Below are 24,519 nucleotides of genomic sequence, written 5' to 3'. Positions count from 1 at the left end.
GGCGCAACACCACCCCCCACGCCCACCGCTCCGGGGTCATCGTCGTAGTCAGCGGCACACACCACACCCGTACGCCGTCCTGGTCCCGTGCGCAGTGAGGGGTGGACCCGGCCATGAGCGACACCGCAGGCGCGCCCTCCGGACAGCCGGGGTCCGGGCGCGCCCCGCGCCCGGGGACGGGGTCCTCACCGAGCGGGCGGGGCCGGGCCCGCCGCCGACGGCGGCGCTGGGCGCACGGCACGGGGCTGACGGTGGCCGTCGTACTCGTGGCCGCGGCCGGCGCCGCGTGGGCGGTGTACATGAGGCTGGAGGGGAACATCACCCCGGACGAGGCGGCGGCGGCCGAACTCGCCCGGTTCGAGAAGGACCGGCCCACCGCACTCGTCGAGGACGCCCGGAACATCCTGCTGATCGGCTCGGACTCGCGCGCCGGGGCGGAGAACCGACGCTACGGGCGGGATCCGGGGACCGAGCGTTCGGACACCGTGATCCTGCTGCATCTGTCGGCGGGCCGGCGCGGTGCCACCGCGGTGTCCATGCCCAGGGACCTGATGGTGGACGTGCCCGACTGCCGCCGCCCGGACGGATCGCGTTCCGCACCGATGTTCACCACGTTCAACTCCGCCTTCGAGGTGGGCGGCTCCGCCTGCACCGTACGCACGGTGGAGAAACTCACAAACATCCGTGTCGACCATCACGTCGTCGTGGACTTCGACGGTTTCAAGGACATGGTCGACGCGGTGGACGGCGTCGAGGTGTGCCTGCGCGAGCCGATCGACGACAAGGACGCGGAACTGAAACTCCCGGCGGGCCGGGTGACGCTGAGCGGGGAGCAGGCACTCGGTTATGTCCGTGCCCGCAAGACGCTCGGCGACGGCAGCGACACCGGCCGGATGGAACGCCAGCAGCGGTTCCTCGGCGCGCTCGTCAGCAAGGTGCGCGGCAATGACGTTCTGCTGAATCCGGTGAAGCTGTATCCCGTTCTGGACGCGGCCACCTCGTCGCTCACCACCGATCCGGAACTGGCCAGCTTGCGTGGTTTGTACGAACTCGTGCGCGTCCTGCGTGAGATCCCCACGCAGGATGTGCAATTCCTGACCGTCCCGCGGGAGTCGTACACGGAGGACGTCAATCGTGACCAACTCGCACTGCCCGCGGCGGAAGAACTGTTCGAGCGGCTGCGCACGGACGCACCCGTGGCCATCGATACGCAACGTGACGGAAAGGCCACGGAAAGGGAATCCGGGAAGCCGTCCGCCGGCAGTTCTCCCGTCCCGACCTTCCCGGGGAACACCGCCGCCGAGGACTCCTGTACGTAAAGGCTGCACCAATCAACTTGACGCCCGCGCATCCTTGTCCATGGAAATGGGTGGAATGCCCCCTTGTGAGCACGTGGAATTCGTCACCGGCGTCGCCCTGAGCCGATCAGGACCGTTAGTGTGAGCGCTCCGGTGCGTCAGTTCCCTCAGGCCCGTCCTGAGAAACGCACGGTGTGACAGAGACCCGAGCGCCTGGGAGGGGAAAGGCGCCGCGTGGCCCCGACGGAGGATTCGAGCGACCGTGGACGCGCAAAGCCGTGGGCGGGGAGAGAACATCGATCCCGCAGATCAGTGGGTGCTCAATCCCCACACGGGCGAATACGAACTGCGACTGGGCTCTTCCGCACCGCAGTCGCCCATTCCCAGCCCGCGCGGCCCGCGCCCCCCGGGGGGCGCACGGCGTTCGCCGGCGCCGGGCCGTTCGCCCGAGCGTCCCGGCCGTGCGGCGGCCGAACGGGAGACGCCCGGCCGGGAGGTGCCGCAGCAGCGCAGGCGCCGTGGCGTGCCGGAGGAGCCGCCGGGCCGGCGCGGACGCCGGCCTGCGAAGAAGAACACGAAGGCCAAGAAGGTCCTGCTGTGGACCAGCGGCACCATGGCGTTCCTGGTGCTGGCCGTCGGCGTGGGCGGCTATCTGTATCTGGAGCACCTGAACGACAACATCACGACCGTCTCCGACGACGGCGCGGGCACCGGTGGCTTCAAGAAGGACGAAGCGATCAACATCCTGCTGATCGGCACCGACAAGCGCACCGGTTCGGGCAACGAGGGCTACGGCGACAAGGGCAGCGCCGGGCACGCCGACACCACGATCCTGCTGCACGTCTCCAAGGACCGCTCCAACGCGACCGCGCTGAGCATCCCGCGTGACCTGATAGTCGACATCCCCGACTGTCCGACGCAGCAGGAGGACGGCAGCCAGAAGGTGATCCCGGGCTCCACCGGCGTCCGTTTCAACACCAGCCTCGGCCAGGGCGGCCGTACGCCCAGCTGCACGATGCGGACCGTGACCGAGCTGACCGGGATCACGCCGGACAACTTCATGGTGGCGGACTTCAACGCGGTCAAGACGCTGACCTCGGCGGTCGGCGGTGTCGAGGTGTGTCTGGCGAAGGACATCGACGACCCGGACTCGCACCTCAAGCTGCCCAAGGGCACGCACACCATCGAGGGCGAGCAGGCACTGGCGTATGTGCGCACCCGGCACTCGGTGGGCCTGGGCGGCGACCTGAGCCGCATCGAGCTCCAGCAGCAGTTCCTGAGCGCGCTGATGCGCAAGCTGAAGTCCAACGACACCCTCACCAGCCCGTCGAAGATGATCAAACTCGCCGAGGCGGGCACCGAGGCGCTCACTGTCGACTCCACCCTGGACAGCATCAACAAGCTCAAGGAACTCGGCCTGGAGCTGGGCAAGCTCAACGTGAAGAACCTCACCTTCACCACCATCCCGGTGATCGACAACCCGACGGAGCAGGTGAAGGCGACCGTCGTCCTCGACGAGGGCAAGGCTCCCGAGGTCTTCTCCCTGATCCGGAACGATGTGTCGTTCACCGAGGTCAAGCAGCAGAAGAAGAAGGAGAAGGCCGCCGTCGCCGCCCGGCTGAAGGGCGAGAAGGCACCCGCCTCCGAGGTCCGGGTACGGATCCTCAACGGCGGCGCACCCGCGGGCAGCGCGCAGGAGACCCTGAGCTGGCTCCAGGTCCAGCAGGGCGTCACCAAGTCGGAGAACGCGGGCAACGCGCCCGCGGAGCTGGGGAAGACGACGCTCGAGTACGCCCCCGACCAGGCCGCCCAGGCACGCCGCCTGGCCGAGATCCTGGGACTGTCCGGGTCGGCGATGAAGCCCGGCGAGAGCGTTACCAACGCCCAGGGCGTGCCCGCGATGACGCTGACCCTCGGCAAGGACTTCAAGGGCGCCGGTGTGTCGCTCACGCCGCCGGACAAGGCGCCCGACGACATCAAGAAGTCCACGGCCGACAAGGTCGAGTGCGCCAAGTAGGGGTGACCTGACGGGCCTGCCACGCGCCCTCCGGGGCGCGGGCGGGCCCGTGCCCCATGCGGGGCGGGACAGCCGTCCCCGCCCGCCGGAATTTGTTGAACTCGCTTCGGGGCGCGGGGCAACTGACGCGCCCCTCGTGCGTCTAACAGGAGGCAGGACGGCCCGACACGGCCGGGGTGACGGTTTCCAGGGCTGGGGAGGACGGGGGCAGTGACGCAGAACGCCACGCGGGAGACGCTCCGTGACGAGGAGCACGAGGAGGGCCCGGACGACGGCCCGCCCGCCGGTGACAGCGACCCCCGCCCGCGGCGCATACGCCGGGTGCTCAAGTGGTCGGCCGCGGTCCTCGTCCTGCTCATCGTCGGCGCTGCCGGGGCGGGTTACCTCTACTACCGGCAGCTGAACGGCAACATCAAGAAGGACGTCCTGAATCTGGGCGACAACAAGGTCGCCGAGCCGACGCCGAACGCGGCCGGGCAGACCCCGCTGAACATCCTGCTCATCGGCAGCGACGCACGGGATACCGAGGAGAACCAGCAACTCGGCGGTGCCCGGGAGACGTTCGGCTCCACCCCGCTCGCCGATGTGCAGATGCTGGTGCATCTGTCGGCCGACCGGACCAACATGTCCGTGATCAGCATGCCGCGCGACACCCTGGTCGCGATTCCCAAGTGCACCGACCCGGACGACGGCAAGGTCTATCCGGCGAGCTACGGGCGCACGATGACCAACCAGAGCCTCGGACACGGCGGTCCGGGCTGCACCGTGGCCACCTGGCAGGAGCTCACCGGCATTCACATCAACCACTTCGTCATGGTCGACTTCGCGGGCGTGGTGTCCATGGCGGACGCGGTCGGCGGCGTCCCGGTGTGCGTCGACGCCAACATCCACTCGCGCGACAGCCAGGGGCACGGCTCCGGGCTGAAGCTCGAGAAGGGCACCCACCCCGTCAAGGGCGAGCAGGCCCTGCAGTGGCTGCGCACGCGGTACGGCTTCGAGGACGGCAGCGACCTCGCCCGGGCCCGCGCCCAGCACATGTACATGAACTCACTGGTCCGCCAGCTGCGCGAGAACGCCACCCTCAGCAACCCCAACAAGCTGCGCAGGCTCGCCGAGAAGGCCACCGGGGCGCTCACCGTCGACCCCGGTCTCGACACCGTGAAGAAGCTCTACGACCTGAGCACCGAGCTGCGCAAGGTGAAGCCGGAGCGCATCACCATGACGACGATGCCCAACCGGTATGTGGGCGCGCGCGTGGAGCCGACCGAGGACGCGGAGAAACTGTTCCGTCTCGTGCGCGAGGACATCGCCCTCGACGGCAAGGACGCCGACCCGGACAAGGCGAAGGACAAGGAGGGCACGAAGGACAAGGCGCCCTCCGACCCGGCCGCCGACGACGCCGAGATCGCCGTCCAGGTGCGCAACGGCACCCGTACCGACACCCTTGCGGCCGCCCCGGGACGGACCGGCACGGTCGCCGGGGCGCTCAGGGAGCTGGGCTTCACCGCCACGACCGCCGACACCACCAGCGCGCTCGCCGAGGAGCGGACGGTGGTGCGCTACCCGAGCGCCGATCTGGAGGGCGACGCCCGGCGCGTCGCCGACGCCCTCGACATCCCGGCGAGCCAGGTGACACGGTCCACCGACGTGTCGGGTGTCACCGTCGTGGTGGGCGCCGACTGGCGCGAGGGCACGGCGTACAAGGCGCCCGAGGAGGACAACACCACGCCCGAGTCGGCGAACGCGCTCAACGGGGCCGACGACAAGGCGTGCATGCACGTCAACCCCGCCTTCACCTGGTGAACGCGCAAGGGCCCCTTCCCGGATGGAAAGGGGCCCCGCGGACGATGCGGTGTCAGGCGGCCGGCGTGTCCGCCCGCACGGCGGGGCGACGGGAGGCGATGACCTTCTTCGCCAGCGAGCGGGGGCTGGTCAGGAAGCCCCAGCCCCACGACATGTGCATGGTGGCGAGCGCCACCGGGATCTGCAGCCGCGCCTTCACCGGCAGCCCCTTGCCGGCCGGTATGGACCCCGCCACGATCGCCGCGAGATAGCCGCCGGGCACCACGAAGCCCCACGGGGTGAGCACCGCGCCCACCACGATGCCGGCCAGGATCGCGCACACCGCGGTCGGCGGGGCGAGGTAGCGCAGGTTGATGGAGCCGGAGTGGTAGCGGGCCACGACGTGCCGCCAACGGCCGTAGTCCTTGTACTGCTTGGCCAGGGCGCGCACGCTCGGCCGGGGCCGGTACGACACCTTCAGGTCCGGCGAGAACCAGATCAGCCCGCCGGCCTCGCGGATGCGGAAGTTCAGTTCCCAGTCCTGGGCGCGGATGAACTCCACGTTGTAGCCGCCCTGCTGCTCCAGCGCTTCGCGCCGGAACACGCCGAGGTACACGGTCTCGGCGGCACCCGCCGTGCCACCGGTGTGGAAGGCGGCGTTGCCCACACCTATCTTCGACGTCATCGCGGCGGCGACGGCGTGCTCCCAGTCGTTCTCGCCCTCGGCGTGCATGATGCCGCCGACGTTCTGCGCGCCGGTCTCCTCGAGGAGGCGCACGGCGGTGGCGATGTAGTTCGGGGAGAGCATCCCGTGCCCGTCGACGCGGACCACGATCGGATGGCGCGAGGCCTTGATCGCCGCGTTGAGGGCGGCCGGGGTGCGGCCGGTGGGATTGGGCACGGTGTGCACCCGCGGGTCCTCGGCCACGAGCTCGGCGGCGATCTCGTCCGTGCGGTCCGTGGACGGACCGAGGGCGATCACGACCTCCATCTCGCCGGCGTACTCCTGGGCGAGGATCGCGCGGACGGCGCCACGCAGATGCCGCTCCTCGTTGAGGACGGGCATGATCACGGAAACGGCGGGGTGCCGCACGTCGGGATTGGCGTTCATAGGAGGCTCACGTTACCGCGAACGGGGGACACGGTTGCGCGCGCCGGGGTGCTGTGCGCCGGGCCGCAGATCGTATCGGCCTACGGTGCTCACGATCCCGCGCACGGCCGTCCTTCGGAGGTGCTCCCCTTGCCCACGCCGCAGCGGTCCCCCCGGCCCCGCACCTCGCCCCAGCACCCCCCGCGGCAGTCCCGCCCGGGGCCGCGGCCTCCGGCGCCCCCGCGCCGCAAGCCGCGCTGGGTCATGCGCACGGTCACCACGCTGTCGGTCGTGGTGCTCGCCTCCGCGGGGATCGGGCACGCGGTGCTGAGCGGTCTCGACGAGGACATCACCCGGGTCGACCCGTTCCGCGACATGAAGAACCGTCCCGAGGCCGGGCACGGCATGAACATCCTGCTCGTCGGCACCGACGGCCGCGAGCGGATCGGCGACGAGGAGCGGGAGAAGTACCGGCTCGGCGGGGCGCCCTGCCACTGCACCGACACCATGATGATCGTGCATATCTCGGAAAACCGGGACCGCGCCAGCGTGGTCAGCCTGCCCCGTGACTCCTACGCCGTGACGCCCCCGCACACCGACCGGGTGAGCGGCGAGCGGCATGCGTCACACCCCGTCAAGCTGAACGCGGCGTACGCGGAGGGCGGGCCGCAGCTGACCGTGCGCACCGTCGAGAAGATGACCCGGGTGAAGATCGACCACTATCTGGAGGTCGACTTCACCAGCTTCATGAAGACCGTCGACGTGGTCGGCGGCGTGGAGATCTGCACGGACCGGCGGCTCAAGGACAGCCACACGGGCCTGGACCTGGCGGCCGGCCGCCACACCCTCAAGGGCGGCGAGGCCTTGCAGTACGTCCGGGCCCGGCATCTCGACGGGGCCTCCGACCTCAGCCGGATGAGGCGCCAGCAGCGTTTCTTGGCGGCCCTGGTGGACCGTGCGACCTCCTCCGGGATCCTGCTGAACCCGATGAGGTTTCGGGACGTGACCCGGGCGGTGCTCGGCTCGGTCCGCGCGGACAAGGGCTTCGGCACCGGCGAACTGCTGGACCTCGGCCGGGCGATGCGGAACTTCTCTCCGTCCTCCTCCGAGTTCACGACGGTGCCCATCGAGAGGATGGGATACGCGGTGAAGGGCGTCGGATCGACGCTGAAATGGGACGCGGAGAAGTCCGAGCACATCTTCGACGCGCTCCGCCGGGACCAGCCGCTCTCCGCGCACCGCTCCCCCGCGGCACAGCGGGTGCCGGTGGACCCCCGGCAGATCCGCGTCCAGGTGGAGAACGGCACCCGCACCGCGGGCCTCGGCCGGCGCGTGGACGCGGCGCTGGCGGCGACCGGCTTCAACACCACCCGCGTCCCGGCCAACGCGGCCGAGCAGAACGTGAAGCGCACGGTCGTCGCCTACGACCCCCGCTGGGACCGCTCCGCCAAGTCCCTCGCCGCGGCCCTTCCCGGCAGCGAGTTGCGCGCGGTGAAGGGTCAGGGCGCCACGCTGAAGGTGATCGCGGGCGCCGACTTCGTCAAGGTGCGCAAGGTGCGGGCCGAGGACCCGGGTCATGGTGAGTTCGGGGTGGTCCGGGGCGACGAGGTGAACTGCTCCTGAACCGCGGCCCCGCGACAGCGCACCTTGGGCCTGTCCGCGCATGATGCCGGGGACGCGGGTCCTACGCACGCCCATCTGCGGCGTTGTCGTCGGTCGCCGACTCCCCCATCGCGTCGACCCCCTCCTCCGCCTTGCAGCCGGACGCACCAGACCCCGCTCACCTGGGTTGCACGGCACCGCCCCTTATCCCCCGACTCGATCCGCCGGACAGGCCCTAGTCCTCGAATCCCTCCGCGGCGCGCCTCTGCCGCAGCTCCATGATCGCCCGGCGGCGGGCCAGCCGATGGGTGCGGCGGATCTGGGCCTCCTGGTAGCGGCGCTTGTCCTGCTCCGTGTCCGGTATCACCTGCGGCACCCGGCGCGGCTTGCCGTCGGCGTCGACGGCCGCGAACACCAGATACGCCGAGCCGACGTGGGTGGCCGGGGCCGACTCGTTCCAGCGCTCCGCCAGCACGCGCACGCCGACCTCCATCGAGGTCCGGCCGGTCCAGTTGACCTGGGCCTTCACATGCACCAGGTCACCGACGCGGACCGGCTCGAGAAAGGCCATCTCGTCCATGGAGGCGGTGACGGCCGGCCCTCCGGAGTGCCGTCCGGCGACGGCGCCCGCCGCATCGTCGACCAACTTCATGATCACCCCGCCGTGCACCGTGCCCAGAAGGTTGGTGTCGTTGTGGGTCATGATGTGGCTGAGGGTCGTACGGGACGCCGCGATGGGCTTGCCCGGTATGTCCGGGCTCTCCGTAGCTGCGGCTGGGGCCTGGTCTGTCATGGACTCCACCTTATGCCGAGGCGTCGTCCGTCCTGATTTGTGTCAGCTTCGCAACAGCGCTGCCCTGATTTTCCCACGCCCCTTGTGTGGCACACAGCCGGGACCTGCACACTGTCTCCCATGACTGATTGGCCCGAGGCATGGTCCGACGAAAACCGCGGCGGCCGCTACGGACGCGGGAGCGCGAGCGCACACCCCGAGAGCGCCCGCGCCATGCGGCAGGTCCGCCGCGGCCCGGCGGCCCCTCCCGGGCAGGGCGTGTACGGCGGTGTCCCGCAGCAGCCGTCGTACGTGGACGGGCGGGGTCATGGCCCCGACGGCTACGACAGCGGCTACAACACCGGCCAGGTCTACGGCGGTGGCCCCGGCGGGCGGGGCGGTGACGGCGGCTACGCCGCGCAGCGCCCGGCGCCCAACTGGGGCCGCCGCATCAAGCGGACGGCGCTCACCCTGGTGACCGTGCTCGTGGTGACGAGCGTCGCCACGTACTTCTGGGCGGACAGCAAGCTCAACCGCGAGGTCGACCTGTCGAAGGTGATCGAGCGGCCGGAGAAGGGCGAGGGCACCAACTACCTCATCGTCGGCTCCGACAGCCGTGAGGGCCTGTCCGACGAGGACAAGAAGAACCTGCACACCGGGTCCGCGGACGGCAAGCGCACGGACTCGATGATGATCCTGCACACCGGTAGCAACGGGCCGACCCTCATATCGCTGCCCCGCGACTCCAACGTCGAGATCCCCTCGTTCGTGGGCTCCGATTCGGGCAAGACCTACCCCGGGACCGGACGGCAGGTGAAGCTCAACGCCGCCTACGCAGAGGACGGACCCGAGCTGCTGGTCCGCACGGTGGAGTTCAACACGGGCCTGCACATCGACCACTACGTCGAGATCGGCTTCGCCGGCTTCGCGAACATCGTGGACGCGGCCGGCGGGGTGGAGATGGACATCCCGCAGGACATCAAGGACACCAAGTCCGGCGCCGACCTCAAGAAGGGCAAGCAGACCCTGAACGGCGAGCAGGCCCTCGCCTTCGTCCGCACCCGGTACGCGCTGGCGGGCTCCGACCTGGACCGTACGAAGAACCAGCAGAAGTTCCTCTCGGCCCTGGCCAACCAGGTGGCCACGCCGAGCACGGTCCTCAACCCCTTCAGGCTCTACCCGACCATGGGCGCCGGCCTGGACTCCCTGATCGTCGACAAGGAGATGGGCCTGTTCGACCTGGCCGACATGTTCTGGTCGATGAAGGGCGTCAGCGGCGGCGACGGTACGTCCATGAACATGCCGATCTCGGGGTCCAGCGGCGGCAACCTGGTCTGGGACAAGGCGAAGGTGAAGCAGCTGGTGAACCAGCTCAACAACGACGAGGAGGTCACCGTCAAGGGCGACTGACGTCCGGACGCGGGTCGGGGGCACCCCACGGGGTGCCCCCGACCTGTTTTCCGGGGGTGTCACATCCTGGTGTCCGCCATCGCCCGGCACATCTCGGAGCAGCGGCGACAGGAGTCGGCACAGGCCATCATCCGGTCGTCCTCCGGCATGGACATACACGCCTCGGCGCTGATGTCGCAGGCCTGGGCGCACATCATGCACATCTCGTTCGCCAGCGGCGAGCGGCGCATCATCATGTCCGCACAGATGCGGGTGATCTCCGCGGAGTCCATCAGCGCGCGCATGATCGGCATCTTGGCCTCGCCGCCCATGTGCAGACAGGAGCTCATGGTCTCCTCGCACACGGTGTGGCAGGCCAGGCACGCCTGGACGCAGTCCTGCATCTGCCGGCTCATCGGTTCCATGGTGGTGGGCTGCTGCTGGGTCATGGTTCCTCCCAGGGGGGCATCGAGGACCGGCGCTCGACCCTCGCCTCTCCGTCCTACGCCCCTCGCCCCATGAGCACCACACGACGGACCGGACCGCCCGGTCCGGCGTGTGCCGGAACCCACCGGAACCCGGAAACGGGATGTCCGGGCGCAGAGCGGGCAACGGCACAAGGGGGCAGCGTCCGAGTCGCGACCGAGGACGCGACGAGGGCTCGACGAGCGGGACAGGGAGGGCACGATGACACCAGAGGCGGAGAGACAGAGGCTGCGCAGACGGCTGGAGCGGCTCATAGGCATCGCCGCGACCGAGGGCAACGAGCTCGTGCCGCTGCGCAACGGCGACCAGATCTTCCCCGCGATGCTGGCGGCCGTCCGCGCCGCGCGGCACACCGTTGACATGATGACCTTCGTGTACTGGCGGGGCGACATCGCGCGGGAGTTCGCCGGCGCCCTGGCCGACCGGGCCCGGGCGGGGGTGCGCGTACGGCTGCTGCTGGACGGCTTCGGAGCCAAGGAGATAGAGCCGGAACTCCTCCGGGCCATGGCGGAGGCCGGTGTCCAGGTGGCCTGGTTCCGCAAGCCCACGCGGCTGTCGCCGATGCGCCAGAACCACCGCTGCCATCGCAAGGTGCTGGTCACCGACGAGCACACCGCCTTCACCGGGGGCGTCGGCATCGCCCAGGAGTGGTGCGGTGACGCCCGCAACCCGGACGAGTGGCGCGACACCCACGTCCAGGTCAGGGGGCCCGCCGTGGACGGCATCGCGGCGGCCTTCGCCCAGAACTGGGCCGAGTGCCACGACGAACTGTACGACGAGCACGACCGGTTCACCGGGCAGGAACAGCCCGGGAACGCCACGGTCCAGGTGGTGCGGGGCTCCGCGAGCTTCGGCTGGCAGGACATGCAGACACTGCTGCGCGTGGTGATCACCTCGGCGCGGGAGCGCTTCCGGCTGGCCACGGCCTACTTCGCGCCCGACGCCTACTTCGTCGGTCTGCTGGCCGACGCGGCCCGCCGGGGGGTGCGGGTGGAGATCCTGCTGCCGGGGCCGCACACCGACCAGCGGGTCTGTCTGCTGGCCGGGCGGCAGCACTACCGGACGCTGGTCGACGCGGGGGTGGAGGTGCGGGAGTACCAGCCGACCATGCTCCACACGAAGATCATCACGGTGGACGGCGTCTGCTCCCTCATCGGGTCGACGAACTTCAACCGCCGTTCGCTGGAGCACGACGAGGAGGTCATGCTGACGGTCCTCGACGAGGACTTCACCGCCGAGCTCGACGCCGACTTCGACGCCGACCGCAAGCAGAGTGAGCCGGTCGACCCGGCCCGCTGGAAGCGGCGCCCGCTGACCGAGCGCCTCGCCGAGGCGGCGGTCACCCCGATCCGGCGTTTCCTGTGACCGGCTCCCGGGCCGGGCGCCCGGCCCGGGAGGGTGGGAAGGGCTACGGCAGGTTGCGGGCCATGACGATCCGCTGGACCTGGTTCGTGCCTTCGTAAATCTGCGTGATCTTCGCGTCGCGCATCATGCGCTCGACCGGGTAGTCGCGGGTGTAGCCGTAACCGCCGAGGAGCTGAACGGCGTCCGTGGTGACCTCCATGGCGACGTCGGAGGCGAAGCACTTGGCGGCGGCGCCCTGGAAGGTGAGGTCGCTGTCGCCCCGCTCGGACTTGGCCGCGGCGGCGTAGGTGAGCTGGCGGGCGGCCTCGATCTTCATGGCCATGTCGGCGAGCATGAACTGGATGCCCTGGAAGTCGGCGATCGGCTTGCCGAACTGCTTGCGCTCCTTGACATAGCCCTTGGCGTAGTCGAGGGCGCCCTGGGCGATGCCGAGGGCTTGGGCGGCGATGGTGATACGGGTGTGGTCCAGCGTCTTCATCGCGGTGGCGAAGCCGGTGCCCTCCTCGCCGATCATGCGGTCGGCGGGGATGCGGACGTTGTCCAGGTACACCTCACGCGTGGGCGAGCCCTTGATGCCGAGCTTCTTCTCGGGGGCGCCGAAGGAGACGCCCTCGTCGGACTTCTCGACGACGAAGGCGGAGATGCCCTTGGAGCGCTTGGTGGGGTCGGTGACGGCCATCACCGTGTAGTACTCGGACTCACCGGCGTTGGTGATCCAGCGCTTCACTCCGTTGAGGACGTAGTGGTCGCCGTCACGGACCGCCTTGGTCTTCATGCCGGCAGCGTCCGAGCCGGCGTCCGGCTCGGAGAGGCAGTACGAGAACATCGCCTCGCCCTTGGCGAGCGGGGTCATGTACTTCTTCTTCAGCTCCTCGGAGCCGGACAGGATGACCGGCAGCGAGCCCAGCTTGTTCACGGCGGGTATGAGGGAGGAGGACGCGCAGACGCGGGCCACCTCCTCGATCACGATGACCGTCGCGAGGGCGTCCGCGCCTGCACCGCCGAACTCCTCGGGTACATGGACGGCGTGCAGGTCATTGGCGACGAGCGCGTCGAGCGCCTCCCGGGGGAAGCGGGCCTCCTCGTCCACCACGGCGGCGTACGGCGCGATCTTCGCCTCGGCCAGTGAGCGGACGGCGTCGCGGAGCATGTCGTGCTCCTCGGACGGGCGGTACAGGTCGAAGTCAGCCGATCCGGCCAAGGTCTCTCACGCTCCAAAACGCTGCGATGCTGGTCACGCTAACTACCGTTAAGTAACTCCGATTTTAGGCCTTCGTCCCCGGTCATGGGTAGGTGAGCTTGACGACAGCCGGAAGGCTTGGTTCCCCGCCTCCCGGTTATGCTCGGGCGCGCACTGCATGCCGTTGACCCCTGGAGCACCCATGGCCCTGAAGATCACCGTGATCGGCACCGGTTACCTCGGTGCGACCCACGCGGCGGCCATGGCGGAGCTGGGGTTCGAGGTGCTGGGCCTCGACGTCGTACCGGAGAAGATCGACAAGCTGCGGCGCGGTGAGGTCCCGATGTACGAGCCGGGGCTCGACGAGCTGTTGCGCCGGCACGTCGCCGGGATCGAGGGATCGAGCGGCCGGCTGCGGTTCACCATGGACTGGGCCGAGGTGGGCGAGTTCGGCGACATCCACTTCGTCTGCGTCAACACCCCGCAGCGGCACGGCGAATACGCCTGCGACATGTCGTACGTCGACTCCGCGATCGCCTCGCTCGCGCCGCATCTGAAGGGTCCCGCGCTGGTCGTCGGCAAGTCGACCGTGCCGGTGGGTTCGGCCGACCGGCTGGCCGCCTACCTGGCGGAGCACGCCCCGGCCGGCGAGGACGCGGAGCTGGCGTGGAACCCGGAGTTCCTGCGCGAGGGCTTCGCCGTCGAGGACACGCTGCACCCGGACCGGATCGTGGTGGGCGTGCGCAGCGAGCGCGCGGAGAAGCTGCTGCGCGAGGTGTACGCCACTCCGGTCGAGGAGGGGTCGCCGTTCGTGGTGACGGACTTCCCGACGGCGGAGCTGGTGAAGACCTCCGCGAACTCCTTCCTCGCCACCAAGATCTCCTTCATCAACGCCATGGCCGAACTCTGCGAGGCGACGGGCGGTGATGTCGCCAGGCTGGCGGAGGCCATCGGCTACGACGACCGGATCGGCAAGAAGTTCCTGCGGGCCGGGATCGGTTTCGGCGGCGGCTGTCTGCCGAAGGACATCCGGGCGTTCATGGCCCGCGCCGGTGAACTGGGCGCGGACCAGGCGCTGACGTTCCTGCGGGAGATCGACTCCATCAACATGCGCCAGCGCGGCCGGATGGTGGAGCTGACCCGGCAGGCGCTGGGCGGCGGCCCGTTCCTGGGCAAGCGGGTGGCGGTGCTGGGCGCGACCTTCAAGCCGGACTCGGACGACGTCCGGGACTCGCCGGCGTTGAACGTGGCCGGGCAGATCCATCTGCAGGGCGGTCAGGTGACGGTGTACGACCCGAAGGGCATGGACAACGCCCGCAGCATCTTCCCGACCCTGGGGTACGCCGACTCGGCGCCGGCCGCGGTGCGGGGCGCGGACGCCGTCCTGCATCTGACGGAGTGGCGGGAGTTCCGCGAGCTGGACCCGGCGGAGCTGGGTGAGCTGGCGGCCGAGAAGCTGATCCTGGACGGCCGGAACGCGCTCGACGCCGAGGCCTGGCGGCGTGCCGGGTGGCGCTTCCGCGCGATGGGACGCCCCGGCGCCTGAGCCGGCGCCCGGCCCGACGGGTGACACCGGTTCGGCCGAGGCTCAGTCGGCCGAACCGGCGTCCGGCAGCATTCTGCCAAACCCCCGCGCACAAGGCGCGCCTACGCGCCCTTCCAGCGAGGCCGGCGATGCCCGCAGCGACCCTGCAGCGCCCCAAGGGGGCGCGGGGAACTGCGCGACCAGCCACAACGCCCTTAGGGGCGCGGGGAACTGCGCGACCAGCCACAACGGCGCCGCACCCGCCCGACACCCGCACCCCAACCCCCTAAGGGGCGCGGGGAACTGCGCGACCAGCCACGACGGCGCCGCAGTCGACCACGGCCAACACCGCCCCGCCCTAACCGGAGCGCTCCCGATAGCGCCGCATCTTCGCCCGCGCCCCGCACACCTGCATGGAGCACCAACGGCCGCGTCCGGCCGGGCTGCGGTCGTAGTACGCCCAGTGGCAACTGACGGCCTCGCAGGCCTTAAGCCGGTTCCAAGTGCCAGCCATGACGGCCTCGGCCACGGCCGCGGCGATCCGGGACAGCAGCGGCCCGTCATCGACCGGCGCGAGCGCGGCCGAGCCGTCGGCCGCGTCGACCGTAACCACCAGGGGCGCCCGCGCGAGCAGGTCACCCAGCGGGGTGACGGCGCGGTGCGGAGGGTGTCCGGCATGAGCGAGAAGCGTCGCGCGCAGGGACTCACGCAGTTCGCGGGCAGAGTCCACGGCGTCCTCGGTCAGCCCGAACCGCGCACGCCCCTCCGCGGTGTCCAGCGCGTCGCCGCCCGTTTCGATGTCCAGCGTGTTGACCAGCGCCTGGACCACGGCGAGCCCACCGGGCGGGGCGGATCTCTCACTCATGCCTGGACCGTACCTCTCGGTTCTCCGCATTCCCCTTGCGGGGTTACCTCCTATGGTGCAGCATGCGGTAACGGTTACCGGCTGACCATAGGTACCGGTAACACCCAAGACCTCGAGGAGGACGTCATGTCCGCAGCCAAGGTAGGCGCCGTCGTACTGGACTGTCCCGATCCCCGCGAGCTGGCCGCCTTCTACGCCGGCATCGTGGGCGGCACGGTGGAGGGCGAGGGCGACTGGGTGGAGCTGAAGGTGCCCGGCGGCCCGACGCTGGCCTTCCAGGCAGCGCCGGGACACGTACCGCCGCGGTGGCCGTCTGCCAACCACTCGCAGCAGTTCCACCTGGATCTGACCGTCGAGGACCTGGACGCCGCCGAGAAGGAGGTGCTGGCGCTGGGCGCGAAGCCGCTGGACACGGAGGACCGCTCGCGGACCTTCCGGGTTTACGCGGATCCGGCCGGGCACCCGTTCTGCCTGTGCGCCTGCTGACACGCCTGCTGACACCGGGAGGAATTTCATGGCCGCCGTTGCCCGCCTGCGCAGCGTCGTCGTCGACTGCCCCGATCCGCGTGAACTGGCCGTTTTCTACGCGGCCGTCGGCGGTGGCACGCCCGTGGAGGAGGACCCGGACTGGGTGGTGCTCGAGATTCCCGCGGGGCCGCGGCTGGCCTTCCAGCGGGCGCCGGGGTACGCGCCGCCGGACTGGCCGCGCGCCGACCACGACTCCCAGCAGTTCCACCTCGACTTCGACGCCGGGGCCACCTGGGAGGAGGTCGACGCGGCCGAGGAGAAGGTGCTGGCGCTGGGGGCACGGGTGCTGGACCGGGAGGACTACGAGACCAAGGACTTCCGCGTGTACGCGGATCCCGCGGGGCATCCTTTCTGCCTGTGCCGGATCTCACAGCCGTAAGGCCTGCGGCCCCCCGGGCTCAGCCGTCCAGGGAGTCCAGAGTGGCGTTGGACGGTGCGCGCGTCGCGCGCAGGTCGCGGGCCACGTCCTCCGCGGCGCCCAGGACCCGTACCGCGTTCTGCCAGGTCACCTTGGCCAGGTCGGTCTTCGACCAGCCGCGGTCGAGGAGTTCGGCGATCAGGTTCGGATATCCGGAGACGTCGCCCAGGCCGTCCGGGGTGAAGGCCGTGCCGTCGTAGTCGCCGCCGATGCCGAGGTGGTCGATGCCGGCGACCTCGCGCATATGGTCCAGGTGGTCGGCGACCGTGGACACCGTGGCGACGGGGCGCGGGTGGATCTCCTCGAAGGCGCGGTGGACCTTCATCGCCTCGGCGGTGGTGTCGAGGTGATGGAAGCCGTGCGCGCGCATGTTCTCGTCGGCCGCGGCCGTCCAGTCGACGGCCGCCTGGAGCACGAACTTCGGCACGAACGTCACCATCGCGACGCCGCCGTTGGCGGGCAGCCGCTCCAGTACGTCGTCCGGGATGTTGCGGGGGTGGTCGCAGACCGCGCGGGCGGAGGAGTGGGAGAAGATCACCGGCGCCGACGTGGTGTCCAGCGCGTCCCGCATGGTCGTCGCGGCGACATGGGAGAGGTCGACCAGCATGCCCAGCCGGTTCATCTCCCGGACCACCTCGCGGCCGAAGGCGGACAGACCGCCCACGGCGGGCTCGTCGGTCGCCGAGTCCGCCCATGCCACGTTGAAGTTGTGGGTGAGGGTCAGATAGCGCACGCCGAGGTCGTACAACCCCCGGAGCGTTCCCAGGGAGTTGGCGATGGAGTGGCCGCCCTCCGCGCCCATGAGGGAGGCGATACGGCCCTGGCCGCGCGCCTCCTCCATGTCCGCGGCGGTCAGCGCGGGCGCCAGGTCCTCGGAGTGACGTGCCAGCAACTGCCGTACGCAGTCGATCTGTTCCAGTGTCGCCGGCACCGGGTCGGGCAGGTCCGCGCGGACGTATACCGACCAGAACTGCGCCCCGACCCCGCCCGCCCGCAGCCGGGGGATGTCGGTGTGCAGATGGGCGGACTGGTCGCCGGCGATGTCGCGGGCGCCGAGGTCGTAGCGGACCTGTTCGCGCAGCGCCCAGGGCAGGTCGTTGTGCCCGTCGACGACGGGGAACTCGGCCAGCAGCGCACGGGCGTCGTCAAGGGACGTCATGGCATCCACCCCGCTCACTTGCCGAAACCGAAGCCGTTGGCGGACCCCTCGACCTTGGCGCGCAGCCGCTTGCCCTTCTCGGTGGCCTGGTCGTTCAGTTCCTGCTGGAAGTCCCGCATCCGGCCGAGGAGTTCCTCGTCGTGGGAGGCGAGGATCCGCGCCGCGAGCAGGCCCGCGTTACGCGCGCCCGCGACGGAGACCGTGGCGACCGGGACACCGGCCGGCATCTGCACGATGGACAGCAGGGAGTCCATGCCGTCGAGGTACTTCAGCGGCACGGGCACCCCGATGACGGGCAGCGGGGTGACCGAGGCGAGCATGCCGGGCAGATGGGCGGCACCGCCCGCACCCGCGATGATCACCTTCAGGCCCCGGTCCGCGGCCTGCTCGCCGTACGCGATCATCTCGCGGGGCATGCGGTGCGCGGAGACGACGTCGACCTCGTGGTCGATCTCGAACTCGTCGAGGGCCTTGGCCGCGGCCTCCATGACGGGCCAGTCGGAGTCCGACCCCATGACGATGCCGACAACAGGGCTCATTCGGTGATCGTGCCTCTCAGATAGCCGGCTGCGTGACGGGCGCGCTCCAGCACGTCGTCCAGGTCGTCGCCGTAGGTGTTGACGTGGCCCACCTTGCGGCCGGGCTTCACGTCCTTGCCGTACATGTGGATCTTCAGCTGGGGGTCGCGGGCCATGCAGTGCAGATACGCGGAGTACATGTCCGGGTAGTCGCCGCCGAGGACGTTCACCATGACCGTCCACCGCGCGCGCGGGCGCGGATCGCCCAGCGGCAGGTCGAGGACGGCGCGGACATGGTTGGCGAACTGCGAGGTGATCGCGCCGTCCATGGACCAGTGGCCGGAGTTGTGCGGGCGCATCGCGAGTTCGTTGACGAGGATGCGGCCGTCGCGGGTCTCGAACAGCTCGACCGCGAGGTGGCCGACGACGCCGAGTTCCTTGGCGATGTTCAGCGCCATCTCCTCGGCCCTCAGCGCGAGCTCCTCGTCGAGGCCGGGCGCGGGCGCGACGACCGTGTCGCAGACGCCGTTCACCTGCTGGGACTCGACGACGGGGTAGGCGACGGCCTGGCCGTGCGGGGAGCGGACGACGTTCGCGGCGAGCTCGCGCACGAAGTCGACCTTCTCCTCGGCGAGGACGGGCACGCCGGCCTTGAAGGGCTCGGCGGCCTCCTCGGCGGAGTCGACGACCCACACGCCCTTGCCGTCGTAGCCGCCGCGGACCGTTTTCAGTACGACGGGAAAGCCCTCCCCCTCTGCGGCGAACGCGGCCACGTCGGCGGGACCGTCGACGATGCGGTGCCGGGGGCAGGGCACGCCGATCGCGTCGAGTTTCGCGCGCATCACGCCCTTGTCCTGGGCGTGCACAAGCGCCTCGGAGCCGGGACGGACGGGGATGCCGTCCGCCTCCAGGGCCCTGAGGTGCTCGGTGGGCACGTGCTCGTGGTCGAAGGTGATCACGTCGCAGCCGCGCGCGAACGCGCGCAGCGTCTCCAGATCGCGGTAGTCGCCGACGACGGTGTCGCCGACGACCTGCGCCGCGGAATCCTGCGGAGTGTCACTGAGGAGCTTGAACCTGATGCCGAGCGGGATGCCCGCCTCGTGGGTCATACGAGCGAGCTGGCCACCGCCGACCATGCCGACTACCGGGAACGTCACGCCCCCAGGGTATCCGTCGAGCCAGAGTGGCCGATTTCCCGGCCCGTTACGCGCAGGGTCTCCGGTATGCAGGACCTCCGTCCGCAGGAAGATCACGAGGACGCGTGGTTAGCATGGTCTGGTTGACGCCAACCTATGGACGGGGGCCAGCACGACCATGGGACTCGGTTCCTCCGGGCCTCCGACCAGGGCCCCGGCTCCGGCTTCGGGCGGCACCCTGCGGCGGCGGATCGACGGGCTCGTCCGCGAGCTGGTGAAGTTCGGCGCGGTCGGCGGGGCGGGCCTGCTGGTCAACTTCGTGGTGTTCAACCTGGTGCGACAGGTGACCGACCTGCACGTGGTGCGGGCGAGCGTCATCGCCACCATCGTGGCGATCGTCTTCAACTACATCGGCTTCCGGTACTTCACCTACCGCGACCGCGACAAGTCCCGGCGCACCCGGGAGATGTCCCTGTTCCTGCTGTTCAGCGCGGTCGGCCTGGTGATCGAGAACGGCGTGCTGTACACGGCGACGTACGGTTTCGGCTGGGACAGCCCCCTGCAGAGCAACATCTTCAAGTTCCTCGGCATCGGCATCGCGACCCTGTTCCGCTTCTGGTCGTACCGCACATGGGTCTTCCGTGCGCTGCCCGTCCGGGGGCCGGTGGCGGGTTCTTCCGGCCCGGTCACAGGGCACCGCCCGAAGCAGCGGGTGCCGTAGCGGGCCGCTCCGTCCTGCGGGAGCGGGGCGCGGTCCTGCCGACGCCTGCGGGTCCTGCCGGGCCGCGCACCTGTCCTGCCGACCCCCGCCGGGTCGCCCACTCGTCCCGCCGACCCCCGCCGGGTCCTACCGGGCCGCGCACCTTTCCCGCCGAACCCCGGGTCCTACCGGACCGCGCGCATGTCCCGCCGCCCCGCACCTGGTCTACCGGGCCGCGCACATGCCCTGCCGACCCCCTCCGGGTCCCACCGGGACGCGCACCCGTCCCGCCACCACCGCCGGGTCCCGCAAGGCCGCCCACTCGTCCGGCCAACCCCCGCTAGATCCCGCAGGGCAGCGCACCCGTCCCGGCTACGCCCGCCCGGTCCCACGGGGCCGCGCACCCGTCCGCCGACCCCCGCCCGGTCCCACAGGGCCGCGCACCCGTCCGCCGACCCCGGCCGGGTCCCGCAAGGCCGCGGACCCGTCCGCCGCGGGCCCAGACCACCCCATCGGGCGCACCCCCACCCACCTGCCGGCCCGCGCGCGCCCTCCTGCCCGTGCCGCGCGCCGTGTGGGCGGTCAGCGGACCGTGTGGCCGGTGTCCTCGTTCGTGGATCTCTGCGGGGGTGTGCGGGAGAGGAACAGGCCGAACACGGCCGGGCTGGCCTGCAGCATTTCCAGTCGGCCGCCGTCCGCCTCGGCCAGGTCCCGGGCCACGGCGAGGCCGATGCCGGTGGAGTTGCGTCCGCTGATCGCCCGTTCGAAGATCCGCGCCCCCAGCTCGGCGGGGACGCCGGGTCCCTCGTCGGTGACCTCGACCACGACCTGGTTGCCCGTGACCCGCGTCCGCAGGGCGACCGTGCCGCCGCCGTGCATCAGGGAGTTCTCGATCAGCGCGGCCAGCACCTGGGCCACCGCGCCCGGCGTCCCCACCGCCCGCAGCCCCCGCTTGCCGGAGGTGACGATCGCGCGGCCCGCGCTGCGGTAGGCGGGGCGCCACTCGGCGAGCTGCTGTTTGATCACCTCATCCAGGTCGAAGGTGACCGCGGAGCCGGTGCGGGGGTCGCGGGAGTTTGTCAGCAGGCGTTCCACGACGTCCGTCAGCCGCTCCACCTGCGTCAGTGCGATCGTCGCCTCCTCCTTCACGGTGTCCGGGTCGTCGGTGACCGTGATCTCCTCCAGGCGCATGGACAGCGCGGTGAGGGGAGTACGCAGCTGGTGGGAGGCGTCGGCCGCAAGGCGCCGCTCGGCGGTCAGCATGCGGGCGATGCGCTCCGCGGAGGCGTCCAGCACGTCCGCGACCCGGTCCAGCTCGGGAACGCCGTAGCGGCGGTGGCGGGGGCGCGGGTCGCCGGAGCCGAGGCGTTCGGCGGTCTCCGCAAGGTCGGTGAGCGGAGAGGCCAGCCGGCTCGCCTGGCGGATCGCCAGCAGTACCGCCGCGATCACCGCGAGCAGCGCCACCAGGACGATGATCAGCAGCGTACGGCCGACCTCCCGGGTGACCGAGGAACGCGGCTCCTGGACGGTGACCGTCTCGCCCTCCTCGCCGGGTGCCGAGGCGCTGATGACGTCGCCGTCCGGCTTGGTGCCGACCTCGATGGGCGGCCGGCCGGGGATCCGGACGACGGCGTACCGGTCCTCGGTGATCTGGTCGCTGAGGATCTCGGCGGTGACCTGGTCCTCGACGAGCAGCCGGCTGTCGACGATGCTGGCCAGCCGCACCGCCTCGGACTCCACCCGCTCCCTGGCCGTCTCGCTGATGGTGCGGGTCTCCACGATCACCAGGGAGACGCCGAAGACGGCGATCACGACGAGCACCACGGCGAGCGTGGACTGGATCAGACGGCGGCGCATGTTCTCTTACCCACTGCTGTTGCCCTCTTACCCACTGCTGTTGCCCGCTCCCACTGCTGTTGCCCGCTCCCACTGCTCTTGCCCGCCGGCGAACCCCGGCGGGGTTCAGCTCTTCTCGAAGCGGAAACCCACACCGCGCACGGTGGCGATGTAGCGCGGATTGGCCGCGTCGTCGCCGAGCTTCTTGCGCAGCCAGGAGATGTGCATGTCGAGGGTCTTGGTGGAGGACCACCAGGTGGTGTCCCAGACCTCGCGCATCAGCTGGTCGCGGGTGACGACCCGGCCCGCGTCCCGCACCAGGACCCGCAGCAGGTCGAACTCCTTTGCGGTGAGCTGAAGCTCCTCGTCGCCCATCCACGCCCGGTGCGACTCGACGTCGATGCGCACCCCGTGGGTGGCGGGCGGCTGCTGGGGCTCCGTGGAGCCGCGCCGCAGCAGGGCGCGGACCCGGGCGAGCAGTTCGGCGAGGCGGAACGGCTTGGTGACGTAGTCGTCGGCGCCCGCGTCCAGGCCGACGACCGTGTCCACCTCGTCGGCGCGCGCGGTCAGGATCAGCAGCGGAACCGTGTGCCCCTCGGAGCGGAGCCGGCGGGCCACCTCGAGGCCGTCCATGCCGGGCAGCCCGAGATCCAGCACCACCAGGTCGACACCGCCCTGCATTCCGGCGTCGAGTGCGCCGGGTCCGTCCTCACGCACCTCGACTTCGTAGCCCTCCCGGCGCAGTGCGCGGGCCAGCGGCTCCGAGATGGACGCGTCGTCCTCGGCGAGCAGTACACGGGTCATGCCAGTGATGGTAGACCCGCCACGGTAAGCCCAGGGGGATGATCGCCACGCCCGTCTCTTACCTCCGTCACACCCGCCTCTCACCTTCGACGGCCCCTGGTACGGACCTGCGGGTGTGGGGTGCGATCCTGGTGGAGACCTTCGAATGAGTGATCCTGTTCCTTTGTGACCTGTGATGTCTGTCTCAAGTCCTTCCATATCCGGCACTGTCCTGCCGTATGGTGAATCAACGCCTGTTGCACCACGGGGACCTTTGGCGCAGTCGACGCTGAGGGTCTCTTTTGTGTGCGGGCCGGTTTTCCACCGGCCCCGGAAGGAACGACCTGTGGCCGGGCCTCACCGCGCATAGACGCACGGAGGAGGCGTGGATCCCGGAGGTCGCCGTCCGCCGCTCCGCGATCCGGAGCGGCCTCCCCCGGGCGTGGGGTGGGTGGACGGTACGGCCTGCCGGTGCCGGCCGCCCCCCACCGGGGCGCGTACACGCTCGCGCGACGCGTCCAGACAGCAAGGAACGACCATGGCGTCCAGCCTGACGAAGGACTCGGTCACCCCGGGCACCCCCGGATCCGAGAAGACCTTCTTCGGCCACCCCCGCGGACTGGCCACTCTCTTCATGACCGAGATGTGGGAGCGTTTCTCCTACTACGGCATGAGGGCCCTGCTCCCGCTGTACCTCGTCGCACCGGGCGGACTGGGCCTGAGCGCGGGCACCGCCACCGCGATCTACTCCGTGTACCTCTCGCTGGTGTACCTGCTCACCATGCCGGGCGGTTGGTTCGGCGACCGTGTGTGGGGTCCCCGCAAGACCGTCGCCGTCGCGGGCGGCATCATCATGCTGGGCCATCTGACGCTGGCCCTGCCGTCCTCCGGCACCTTCTACGCGGGACTGGGCCTGGTCGCCATCGGCTCCGGCCTGCTGAAGGCCAACATCTCCACCATGGTCGGCCAGCTCTACCGGGGCCCGGACGACCCGCGCCGGGACGGCGGCTTCACCGTCTTCTACATGGGCATCAACCTGGGTGCCTTCGCCGCGCCGCTGATCATCGGCACCGTCGGTGAGAGCGTCAACTGGCACCTGGGCTTCGCGCTCGCCGCGCTCGGCATGGGTCTCGGCGTCGCGCAGTTCCTGCTCGGCAGCCGCCACCTGGACGCGCAGTCCAGCGTCGTCCCGAAGCCGCTCTCCGACCAGGAGAAGTCCTCGACGCTGCGCAAGGCCGCGCTGTGGGCGGGCGTCGCCGTCGTCGCGTACGCCGTCCTCGGTGTCACCGGCACCTACACCCTGAACTGGGTGCTGGTCCCGCTGACGCTGCTCGGTGTGATCGTCCCGGTGATGGTCATCGCCCGCATCAAGCGCGACAAGGACCTGGACCGCGCCGAGCAGTCGAAGATGTCCGCGTACATCTGGTTCTTCGTGGCCGCCGCGATCTTCTGGATGATCTACGACCAGGGCGGCTCGACCCTGTCGATCTTCGCCGACTCCTCGGCCGACAACAGCGTGTTCGGCTGGGAGTTCCCGGTCTCCTGGTACCAGTCGGTCAACCCGGTCCTGATCATGGCGCTGGCCCCGGTCTTCGCCTGGATCTGGCTGGCGCTGAACCGGCGCGGCAAGGAGCCGAGCACGATCGTGAAGTTCGCGTCCGGTCTGGCGCTGGTCGGCGTGTCCTTCTTCCTCTTCCTGGCCCCGCTGTCGATCGCCGAGGGCGGTCACAAGGCGGCGGCGCTGTGGCTGGTGGCGATCTACTTCACGCAGACCGTTGGTGAGCTGCTGCTCTCCCCGGTGGGGCTGTCGGTCACCACGAAGATGGCGCCCGCGAAGTATGCCTCGCAGATGATGGGTGTCTGGTTCCTGGCGGTCACCGCCGGTGACGCCACCACCGGACTGCTGTCCATCGCCGGGGTCGACCTGAACCGGACGGGCATTGTCGCGATGGAGGCCACGCTTGCCGTGGTTGCCGGTTTCGCGGTGTGGATGTACCGGAACAAGGTCAAGGCGCTCATGGGCGACGTGCGCTGAGCGGTCCCCGCACGGGCGGACGAAGGGCCCGCGTC

At 70.3% G+C, this 24,519-nt stretch carries 21 protein-coding genes; 11 read left to right on the top strand and 10 right to left on the bottom strand.

Annotation, left to right across the window (positions count from 1 at the left end; translation table 11 throughout):
• Window positions 1-113 precede the first annotated feature (113 nt).
• The 3 genes from AB0L56_RS28060 (at window position 114) to AB0L56_RS28050 (ending at window position 5,118) form a co-directional block, all read left to right on the top strand.
• Complete coding sequence (locus AB0L56_RS28060) at window positions 114-1,319, top strand: LCP family protein (protein WP_365427972.1); 1,206 nt, start codon at window positions 114-116, stop codon at window positions 1,317-1,319.
• Between the two features lie 241 nt (window positions 1,320-1,560).
• Window positions 1,561-3,315: an LCP family protein gene (locus AB0L56_RS28055; protein ID WP_361027249.1), complete on the top strand. Its 1,755-nt coding sequence runs from the start codon at window positions 1,561-1,563 to the stop codon at window positions 3,313-3,315.
• Between the two features lie 210 nt (window positions 3,316-3,525).
• Window positions 3,526-5,118 carry an LCP family protein gene (locus AB0L56_RS28050; RefSeq protein WP_365427969.1) on the top strand — a complete coding sequence of 531 codons (1,593 nt, stop codon included), beginning with the start codon at window positions 3,526-3,528 and terminating at the stop codon, window positions 5,116-5,118.
• A 52-nt stretch (window positions 5,119-5,170) separates the two neighbouring features.
• Here the strand turns inward: AB0L56_RS28050 and AB0L56_RS28045 are convergent, their stop codons facing one another.
• Complete coding sequence (locus tag AB0L56_RS28045) at window positions 5,171-6,208, bottom strand: glycosyltransferase family 2 protein (RefSeq protein WP_361027255.1); 1,038 nt, start codon at window positions 6,206-6,208, stop codon at window positions 5,171-5,173.
• Window positions 6,209-6,451: 243 nt separating this feature from the next.
• Here AB0L56_RS28045 and AB0L56_RS28040 point away from each other — a divergent pair, with 243 nt between their 5' ends.
• Window positions 6,452-7,810, top strand: a complete 1,359-nt coding sequence (locus AB0L56_RS28040; RefSeq protein WP_365427964.1) for an LCP family protein — start codon at window positions 6,452-6,454, stop codon at window positions 7,808-7,810.
• A 214-nt stretch (window positions 7,811-8,024) separates the two neighbouring features.
• Here the strand turns inward: AB0L56_RS28040 and AB0L56_RS28035 are convergent, their stop codons facing one another.
• Window positions 8,025-8,582, bottom strand: a complete 558-nt coding sequence (locus tag AB0L56_RS28035; protein ID WP_365427961.1) for an acyl-CoA thioesterase — start codon at window positions 8,580-8,582, stop codon at window positions 8,025-8,027.
• A 120-nt stretch (window positions 8,583-8,702) separates the two neighbouring features.
• Here AB0L56_RS28035 and AB0L56_RS28030 point away from each other — a divergent pair, with 120 nt between their 5' ends.
• A complete protein-coding gene (locus AB0L56_RS28030; RefSeq protein ID WP_365427958.1) occupies window positions 8,703-9,971 on the top strand; it encodes an LCP family protein in 1,269 nt (422 codons plus the stop codon).
• A gap of 59 nt (window positions 9,972-10,030) precedes the next feature.
• Here AB0L56_RS28030 and AB0L56_RS28025 read toward each other — a convergent pair whose 3' ends face one another.
• Window positions 10,031-10,399, bottom strand: coding sequence for a four-helix bundle copper-binding protein (locus AB0L56_RS28025; protein ID WP_365427955.1), 369 nt, complete (start codon window positions 10,397-10,399; stop codon window positions 10,031-10,033).
• A 238-nt stretch (window positions 10,400-10,637) separates the two neighbouring features.
• Here AB0L56_RS28025 and AB0L56_RS28020 point away from each other — a divergent pair, with 238 nt between their 5' ends.
• Complete coding sequence (locus AB0L56_RS28020; protein ID WP_365427952.1) at window positions 10,638-11,801, top strand: phospholipase D-like domain-containing protein; 1,164 nt, start codon at window positions 10,638-10,640, stop codon at window positions 11,799-11,801.
• 43 nt (window positions 11,802-11,844) lie between these two features.
• Here AB0L56_RS28020 and AB0L56_RS28015 read toward each other — a convergent pair whose 3' ends face one another.
• A complete protein-coding gene (locus AB0L56_RS28015; protein ID WP_365427949.1) occupies window positions 11,845-13,002 on the bottom strand; it encodes an acyl-CoA dehydrogenase in 1,158 nt (385 codons plus the stop codon).
• 181 nt (window positions 13,003-13,183) lie between these two features.
• Here AB0L56_RS28015 and AB0L56_RS28010 point away from each other — a divergent pair, with 181 nt between their 5' ends.
• Entirely contained in the window at window positions 13,184-14,527 is a 1,344-nt protein-coding gene (locus AB0L56_RS28010; RefSeq protein WP_361027276.1) for a UDP-glucose/GDP-mannose dehydrogenase family protein, read from the top strand.
• Window positions 14,528-14,864: 337 nt separating this feature from the next.
• Here AB0L56_RS28010 and AB0L56_RS28005 read toward each other — a convergent pair whose 3' ends face one another.
• On the bottom strand, window positions 14,865-15,371 hold the full coding sequence (locus AB0L56_RS28005; RefSeq protein ID WP_365427946.1) for a CGNR zinc finger domain-containing protein: 507 nt from the start codon (window positions 15,369-15,371) through the stop codon (window positions 14,865-14,867).
• Window positions 15,372-15,497: 126 nt separating this feature from the next.
• On the opposite strand from AB0L56_RS28005, the gene AB0L56_RS28000 reads away from it, so the two are divergent.
• The gene (locus AB0L56_RS28000) at window positions 15,498-15,857 is read left to right on the top strand and encodes a VOC family protein (protein ID WP_361027282.1); all 360 of its coding nucleotides are present in this window, start codon (window positions 15,498-15,500) and stop codon (window positions 15,855-15,857) included.
• Window positions 15,858-15,885: 28 nt separating this feature from the next.
• Window positions 15,886-16,278 (top strand): VOC family protein, encoded by a 393-nt coding sequence (locus tag AB0L56_RS27995; protein WP_365427943.1) that lies wholly within the window; start codon window positions 15,886-15,888, stop codon window positions 16,276-16,278.
• Between the two features lie 19 nt (window positions 16,279-16,297).
• On the opposite strand, the gene AB0L56_RS27990 is transcribed toward AB0L56_RS27995, so the two are convergent.
• The 3 genes from AB0L56_RS27990 to AB0L56_RS27980 are packed head-to-tail and all read right to left on the bottom strand — an operon-like array spanning window position 16,298 to window position 19,151.
• Window positions 16,298-17,476: a dipeptidase gene (locus tag AB0L56_RS27990; protein WP_365427940.1), complete on the bottom strand. Its 1,179-nt coding sequence runs from the start codon at window positions 17,474-17,476 to the stop codon at window positions 16,298-16,300.
• A gap of 14 nt (window positions 17,477-17,490) precedes the next feature.
• Window positions 17,491-18,015: a 5-(carboxyamino)imidazole ribonucleotide mutase gene (gene purE, locus AB0L56_RS27985; protein ID WP_361027291.1), complete on the bottom strand. Its 525-nt coding sequence runs from the start codon at window positions 18,013-18,015 to the stop codon at window positions 17,491-17,493.
• A complete protein-coding gene (locus AB0L56_RS27980; protein WP_361027294.1) occupies window positions 18,012-19,151 on the bottom strand; it encodes a 5-(carboxyamino)imidazole ribonucleotide synthase in 1,140 nt (379 codons plus the stop codon). Before AB0L56_RS27980 ends, purE begins: the two co-directional genes overlap by 4 nt.
• A 157-nt stretch (window positions 19,152-19,308) precedes the next feature.
• Between AB0L56_RS27980 and AB0L56_RS27975 the strand changes: the two genes are divergently transcribed.
• Window positions 19,309-19,851, top strand: coding sequence for a GtrA family protein (locus AB0L56_RS27975; RefSeq protein WP_361027297.1), 543 nt, complete (start codon window positions 19,309-19,311; stop codon window positions 19,849-19,851).
• Between the two features lie 561 nt (window positions 19,852-20,412).
• On the opposite strand, the gene AB0L56_RS27970 is transcribed toward AB0L56_RS27975, so the two are convergent.
• Both AB0L56_RS27970 and AB0L56_RS27965 read right to left on the bottom strand, forming a co-directional pair.
• Window positions 20,413-21,687: an ATP-binding protein gene (locus AB0L56_RS27970; RefSeq protein WP_365427935.1), complete on the bottom strand. Its 1,275-nt coding sequence runs from the start codon at window positions 21,685-21,687 to the stop codon at window positions 20,413-20,415.
• 105 nt (window positions 21,688-21,792) lie between these two features.
• On the bottom strand, window positions 21,793-22,470 hold the full coding sequence (locus AB0L56_RS27965) for a response regulator transcription factor (protein WP_190165172.1): 678 nt from the start codon (window positions 22,468-22,470) through the stop codon (window positions 21,793-21,795).
• 517 nt (window positions 22,471-22,987) lie between these two features.
• On the opposite strand from AB0L56_RS27965, the gene AB0L56_RS27960 reads away from it, so the two are divergent.
• Window positions 22,988-24,484: an oligopeptide:H+ symporter gene (locus AB0L56_RS27960; protein ID WP_365427932.1), complete on the top strand. Its 1,497-nt coding sequence runs from the start codon at window positions 22,988-22,990 to the stop codon at window positions 24,482-24,484.
• Window positions 24,485-24,519: the final 35 nt, after the last annotated feature.

The organism is Streptomyces sp. NPDC052079, from assembly GCF_040680275.1.
Lineage (GTDB): Bacteria > Actinomycetota > Actinomycetes > Streptomycetales > Streptomycetaceae > Streptomyces.
The sequence above is the reverse complement of the archived record's forward strand: the minus strand, read 5'-3'. Positions and strand labels throughout refer to the sequence as shown.

Excerpts from the sequence above, each read along its gene's own strand:
- AB0L56_RS28060 (WP_365427972.1), top strand. The coding sequence starts at position 114 with ATGAGCGACACCGCAGGCGCGCCCTCCGGACAGCCGGGGTCCGGGCGC.
- AB0L56_RS28045 (WP_361027255.1), bottom strand. The coding sequence starts at position 6,208 with ATGAACGCCAATCCCGACGTGCGGCACCCCGCCGTTTCCGTGATCATG.
- AB0L56_RS28040 (WP_365427964.1), top strand. The coding sequence starts at position 6,452 with ATGCGCACGGTCACCACGCTGTCGGTCGTGGTGCTCGCCTCCGCGGGG.
- AB0L56_RS28035 (WP_365427961.1), bottom strand. The coding sequence starts at position 8,582 with ATGACAGACCAGGCCCCAGCCGCAGCTACGGAGAGCCCGGACATACCG.
- AB0L56_RS28030 (WP_365427958.1), top strand. The coding sequence starts at position 8,703 with ATGACTGATTGGCCCGAGGCATGGTCCGACGAAAACCGCGGCGGCCGC.
- AB0L56_RS28025 (WP_365427955.1), bottom strand. The coding sequence starts at position 10,399 with ATGACCCAGCAGCAGCCCACCACCATGGAACCGATGAGCCGGCAGATG.
- AB0L56_RS28020 (WP_365427952.1), top strand. The coding sequence starts at position 10,638 with ATGACACCAGAGGCGGAGAGACAGAGGCTGCGCAGACGGCTGGAGCGG.
- AB0L56_RS28010 (WP_361027276.1), top strand. The coding sequence starts at position 13,184 with ATGGCCCTGAAGATCACCGTGATCGGCACCGGTTACCTCGGTGCGACC.
- AB0L56_RS28005 (WP_365427946.1), bottom strand. The coding sequence starts at position 15,371 with ATGAGTGAGAGATCCGCCCCGCCCGGTGGGCTCGCCGTGGTCCAGGCG.
- AB0L56_RS28000 (WP_361027282.1), top strand. The coding sequence starts at position 15,498 with ATGTCCGCAGCCAAGGTAGGCGCCGTCGTACTGGACTGTCCCGATCCC.
- AB0L56_RS27995 (WP_365427943.1), top strand. The coding sequence starts at position 15,886 with ATGGCCGCCGTTGCCCGCCTGCGCAGCGTCGTCGTCGACTGCCCCGAT.
- AB0L56_RS27990 (WP_365427940.1), bottom strand. The coding sequence starts at position 17,476 with ATGACGTCCCTTGACGACGCCCGTGCGCTGCTGGCCGAGTTCCCCGTC.
- purE (WP_361027291.1), bottom strand. The coding sequence starts at position 18,015 with ATGAGCCCTGTTGTCGGCATCGTCATGGGGTCGGACTCCGACTGGCCC.
- AB0L56_RS27975 (WP_361027297.1), top strand. The coding sequence starts at position 19,309 with ATGGGACTCGGTTCCTCCGGGCCTCCGACCAGGGCCCCGGCTCCGGCT.
- AB0L56_RS27970 (WP_365427935.1), bottom strand. The coding sequence starts at position 21,687 with ATGCGCCGCCGTCTGATCCAGTCCACGCTCGCCGTGGTGCTCGTCGTG.
- AB0L56_RS27965 (WP_190165172.1), bottom strand. The coding sequence starts at position 22,470 with ATGACCCGTGTACTGCTCGCCGAGGACGACGCGTCCATCTCGGAGCCG.
- AB0L56_RS27960 (WP_365427932.1), top strand. The coding sequence starts at position 22,988 with ATGGCGTCCAGCCTGACGAAGGACTCGGTCACCCCGGGCACCCCCGGA.